The sequence below is a fragment of the Lentibacillus jeotgali genome (assembly GCF_000224785.1).
Taxonomy (GTDB): domain Bacteria; phylum Bacillota; class Bacilli; order Bacillales; family Amphibacillaceae; genus Lentibacillus; species Lentibacillus jeotgali.
Genome location: NZ_AGAV01000003.1, coordinates 398,177 through 404,176, shown reverse-complemented (window position 1 = coordinate 404,176; position 6,000 = coordinate 398,177). Strand labels below are relative to the sequence as shown.

At 39.4% G+C, this 6,000-nt stretch carries 3 protein-coding genes; all 3 read right to left on the bottom strand.

What is annotated here, in order from left to right:
• Window positions 1-98: 98 nt before the first annotated feature.
• Window positions 99-1,817 carry an IS1634 family transposase gene (locus ON01_RS02650; protein WP_010529451.1) on the bottom strand — a complete coding sequence of 573 codons (1,719 nt, stop codon included), beginning with the start codon at window positions 1,815-1,817 and terminating at the stop codon, window positions 99-101.
• A complete protein-coding gene (locus ON01_RS02645; RefSeq protein WP_010529450.1) occupies window positions 1,799-2,095 on the bottom strand; it encodes a hypothetical protein in 297 nt (98 codons plus the stop codon). Before ON01_RS02645 ends, ON01_RS02650 begins: the two co-directional genes overlap by 19 nt.
• A 1,129-nt stretch (window positions 2,096-3,224) precedes the next feature.
• The gene (locus ON01_RS02640; RefSeq protein WP_010529449.1) at window positions 3,225-5,495 is read right to left on the bottom strand and encodes a YhgE/Pip domain-containing protein; all 2,271 of its coding nucleotides are present in this window, start codon (window positions 5,493-5,495) and stop codon (window positions 3,225-3,227) included.
• Window positions 5,496-6,000 lie beyond the last annotated feature (505 nt).

The following is a 6,000-nucleotide window of genomic DNA, read 5'->3' as shown; positions in this document are numbered from 1 at the left end:
TCTTGACTTTTGCAGTAAAATCGATGAAAAAACAGCCTCGAACCCATATGAATACTGGATTCTTGGCTGTTTTTATTTGTCATAAAGTTGTAGGGTTTTTAGCCTTTTTTAACCTTCCCCAAAATTTTTTTAATTTCTCCGAGTGACATGCATTTCTTGCCGAAATCAATTCCCAATTCTTGTCCTATATCGGACAGTATCTCATCGTTATAATCAAACAGGTAATAATTTTCCTGTATATGACTGCAGGAAGCCTTTCTTAGACTGTCAAGTATGGCAGTAACGGAATATTTCCCTTTCAGGCGTTGTTCTAGCACTCTTGCAATAACGAGCGACACGAAGCAGGTAAGGAAATGAGCCTCAATGTGTTCCTGTCTGGATAAATATACTGGTCTACTTTCTAAATCACTTTTCGTCACCTTGAAGGACTCTTCAATTTTCCACAATCCCCGGTATATCTCAATAATTCGCTCGTCAGATTCTTGATACTCACTGGTTATGATCGCGTAGTAGCCATCTAATGCTTCTTCCTTTTTTAGTTTCTCTTCGTCAAGAAGCAATGACTGCTTGGCATCTTCTAGGATCTCGCCCGTTTTCTTGTCAAAGGTCAAATTCTTCACATATTTGGAAGCTCCGAAGGAGGTCGCCTTGTTATATCTGGAAGGAGTATCGATAAGGTCTTTTGCCTTTTTCAGTGCAGGAGCACGATCTGCCTTTGCTTTCTGTGCATATTTCTCGCTATAGAAAATAACTTGTTTTTCATCCACCCGTTTCTTCATCTTTTTCCCATTTCTTGATGTAACGGTAATCTCCCTTGGATAGAGCCTGGATTTGATTTTGAAGCCATCACCAATGGAACGGTACCCGTTCGGATCAAGGACGTAATTTTTGAATTTCTGATTGGCGCTACGGACAGAGTAACTAAGGACATAGCCATTTTTGGCGGAAAGGGTGTACCAGATGTTGTCGCCGGTGGTCATCCCTTTATCTGCAACGACAATCGTGCGCCCGAGTGAAAAGTAGCGCTGGATATTTCCAAGCATCGGGATTAATGTTTGTTTATCGAGCGTATTGCCAGGATGAAGGCCGTAGGTAATTGGAATGCCATCCGTGTCCATAAATAACCCCATCTGAACGATTGGATCCGGACGATGTTCCTTCGATACCCCTTTTCTTCTTAATTCATCCGGGTCATCAATTTCAAAGTAATAATTGGTCACATCGTAATAGACAAGGCTGGTATTCCGGTCATACTGCTCTTTAATCCGTTCGTGGATCCAAAGTTGGAGTGCTTCCTTATGCTTGTTAAAAAAGGAAAGAGACCGATAGACATCATCCAGGGAGAAGTTCGTTTTTTCAAAAAATACATCCTTATTTTCGTATGTTTTCTTTTTGGAAGCAGGGTCAAGCAAACGTGCAAATACAAGAAGCTTCATGATGCTGTTCGCGTCGTAACCATTTTTCGTATGGCGTTGTCGATGAATGAGAAAAGTATGTATGCCAAGTTCGTGATAGATCTTGCTTAATGCTGCATAGCCAAAGTTTTTACGGTTAGTCGCTCCTGATGCGATGCGCTCCTCACTGTTGATACGAAACATCATCGTAAATTTTTCTGAGTCCCGTTGTTGATTCATTTGTTTGACCTTTTCTTCAAAAAAGGTGATCGGGTCGTCATACTGTTTTTCCAGTTCATCAAGATAGCCGAGGGATTCAATCGTTTTGGCCCTCGTTTTTTTACTAACCTTATCACGGTAACTATGTACGATGGACAAATACGTGCGACCAGTCTTTTTATTTTTCACTTTTTTGAGATGCATCGGCCTGTAGCCTCCCCGTAAAATCTTTCATTATAAACATTATACCATAATTCTCCATATTTGACCACAATTATTTGACAAAAAATAAAAATAAAAAAACTCGGAAACGTCAATGGCGTCAACGTTTCCGAATTAGTGGTTGAAGAAATTTTCTGCAAAAGTAGGGATGATGCTTTCCTTGATGATTCAGCAGAATCCTTAATGGCTGCCTTCTCCTCCTGCTTAACGTCTTTGTCCTGAATCTTATCAATTGCTTTTCCAAATTCATTATTGGACAAGATTTACACCTCCTTATCTAACCAAAATAAAAACCCTTTTCCGTGAAAGAAAAGAGTTAATGGGAAGTTGTAAACTTCCTGATACTAATAATTTAACAGCTTTTTAAGGCATTTTTGTTCGTCATTCGTTCGCCTTTTCGTTCGTTTTTTGTTCGCATTTTATTCGCATCTTTTCATTACTTGTTGACACTTACAATTAGACATTTTATGAAACCTTAAAATAAATTTTGATTAGAAAGATTTTATTACCGTATTTTACATAAACAAAAAGAGTCCATTCTAAAAAAATTAATCAAATGGATTTTTCCCCAACAGTTAAAAAATAGCCAGGTACTCTAAATATTTATGTTAAAATAAATCTAAAGATTATAACAAAATGGTATTGAATCAAACATTTTCGGTTTAAATTTTATGCAACAAACGGGCCAGTTTCTGGAACTATAATGTTCAAAATGAAACTGGATAATTGAATGATACAAAGACGTAATTATTCACGTAAGATGAATAAAACAAAAGCTGCTTAGTATTGGGTTACCGAAGTAGCTTCCATTCCAATTTGAATGGCTTCTTCCACAAGGATAAGTGCTTTTTGGCATAAGCCTTATAGCAACCGTTTCGGATGACAGTCCTTGTTCCAACGTTCCTTGCTTTCCAAGTCCCTTACAACGTAACTATCTATTCTGGACGTAGGCGCTTACTATAAGCCTTTGATGGATGCCGCCGTTGTCCGGTATAGTGTATTTCAAAGGGCGAATTTTACTCTACACCACTCACACCATCGTTGGATGACTCATAGGTTTCCCTATGTTTAATCTTTAGACCCGTACATTCGGAAATTCGCCAGTTCCGAACATTCTCACCTTATCCAGTTTTTCAGCCGTACGGCATACCTTTTCCAAAAGGAATGGCTTCAGCCTTTGTTCTGCCGAATCTACCTGTTCTTAAAACCCCATGACCTGCCAGTCATGACGCATGCAGGAGTATTGACGGGATGGTTCCGTCATTCCCATCCTGCGTTGTAAAGTTTGGATTAACTATAAGTAATCCTCTGCATTTCACGTTTCAAAGTGCTTATAGCATAGCTTGTTGAACGGCGCACTATAGCGGGCTTTTTCTATACTGATAAACATTAATGGAATAAACCAGCCTCCTTGGACTTTTTCATCAGCCTGTCGGTATGTTTATTAACCACATTTTTAAACAGGACACCGAATAACACAAAACCGAGTCCAAATAAACCCAGAATAGCCATATCGTGTATTGCTGATTTCCATATAATGCCCCCGACTGCTTCACGCATTAAATCAATGGCATAGGTGAACGGAAGGAACGGGTTGATTGCCTGGAAAAATTCAGGAAGCAAAACAACCGGATATGTGCCGCCCGCACCGGCAATTTGCAGAACAAGCAGGACAATGACCATTGCTTTTCCGACATCGCCAAAAAGTGAAACAAGTGTGAAGATAATCAGCATAAACACCAAACTGATCAGCAGGCCGAATATCACAAACCAGACAGGATGTGCCATGTAAGCATCAACAATAAACCGGTCACCCAGCGTTACAATGAGTGTCTGCAGTAAACCTATCGTAAGGAACGTGAACAACTTTCCAATATAACGCTCCCTGCCCGTTAGTTCTTCCCCACCATGAACGTCTGCGGCCAATAGGGAAATCAGTAGCAGACCGCCAACCCATATAGCCAGGACAGTGTAGAATGGGGTCATCCCGGAACCGTAGTTCGGAATTGGAAAAAGTTCATTTTTGCTGAGCTTGACCGGTTCCTCAAAAAAGCTCCGTTCTGCTTCAGGATCGTTCTGTAATAATTCAATAATTTCATTGATGTCAGTTTCACCCTGGATGTCACGAATTTTATCAGCAAGTTCATTGACTTTACTATTCACGTACGGATATTCGCCAAGAATTGTATTCAGCATTTCCTGCCCCTCACCAATATTATTTTCGGTATTTGACAGGACTTGTTTTACCTCCGGAATTGTTGACTTGATTTCTGATAAAATCCCTTTTGCATCAGATAACGTCTGTTGCGCATTGTTGATTTTCTGTTTGACTATTGGCTCAATATTTTCTTTATAATCTGTCAGGAAATCTCCTATTCTGTTTGCTGTATTGCCAGATAACTCTTCTAAATCGATGATAACGGAATCGACTTCCTGCTTTTTGTCCTCAATGAATGCTGTAATGTTTTGACCATTCTTCTGCGCTTCTTCAAGAGCTCCACGCAGTGTGCTCAATCGTTCTATGGCATCTTTAATTACCTGATCCTGATTAGCGCTGTTATTCTGACCGTTGTTCTGATTATTATTCTGGTCGCTGTTTTCCTGACCGTTTGAACCCTCATCACTATTCTGCTTATTTCCATGTTCACCGCCATCGGCCTGTTGCTCCTGATTCATTTCCTTCAGCTGCTTCAACTTTGCTTCTATTTCACCGATGTGACTGGTTGCATCACCCAATGAACTGTCAATGCTTTGCTGCAGTTCTTTACCCTTGCTAAAATCAATGTTCACATTCTGGGCATCTTTAAGCAGTTTGTTGATGTTTTCAGCAGTGCCTTGCGCTTTTTTCAAATCCTCCTCAATTTTCGGTGCCATTTCATTTAAGCGGCCTTCAGCTTTTGACATTAAGTCAGCTGTTTCATTAACCGTTTGAAGGCCATCATTGGTTGTCCGCTCAGCTTCCGGAAGCATGTTTTGCGCTTTATTGATGATAGACTGCGCATCCTTTGTATCCTGCAGGCCATTTGAAATCAAATCATGAATTTCCGGTAATTTTTTTTCCATCGTAAAAACATAATCCTCAAACTTTTTGATATCAGGCAGCTTTTCGTTCAGCTCTACACCAATTTCATCAAACATATTAAAAATAACGCCATTTACTGTGGAAATAAAATTGCTACTGACCTGCTCCACAATCGTACTGGCACCCTTGTCTGTTATTTTCGGGGATATGGCATTGATTTTTTCATTTACGTAGTATTCCGTTTTGCTTTTTTTTGGATTATCTGTAATAACCGTTGACAGGTTATCGGAGAAATCCTCCGGTATGACAATGACAGCAAAATAATCGCCATATTTTAGATTTTCCATTGCCTTTTCACGGTTTGTAAAATGCCAATCCATTGAATCGTTGTTTTTAAGTGTATTGACAAGGTCGTTACCAACGTTGATTTTTTCGTCCCTGACCTGCCCCCCTGCATCTTCATTCACAACACCGATTGGAATTTGATCGGTCTGCCCATATGGGTCCCAGGAGGCCTTTATGTTAAACCATGCATATAATGATGGCAATATAATAAGTCCCCCAATCAAAATAGCTGCAACCCAATTGCGTGTTATATTCTTCATATCTTTCGAGTAAATTTTCCAGCCATTCTTCATGCATATACCTTCTTTATTCTTTATCATTTTGACAGTTTGAGGATCAATAACTTTTTCGCATTTAAACATTGTAGCACTTTTCACGTTGAAAACATAATCGAAAAGAAAACCTTAGCATTCCCCTATTAATAGTATACTTGGTTTCAGCAAATATTTTCCACAAAAATTAAAGGTCTGTTAATCGTTCACAACCCTTTTTTAAAAGAAAGAGATTTATTTATGGGAACATTAGACAAACTACAGACTTTAGTAATACTATTTGCTGTTGGTTGGAGTAAATGTATAATCTCAAAAATGATGGGCCACTTAATCTCACCTTCAAACTGAATGGAGTATAGCATCCCTTGCAGGACCTGTTCTAATGCCTGTAACCGTTTCTGCTGCCGTCCTACCATTTCCAACTGCTGTTCAACCGATTGTTGCCATCTAGCTTTTCCTTGATTTGCTCCAATGAAAAGCCCATATATAAAGATCCCCTTATATAAATACTATGAATTTCCCTTGG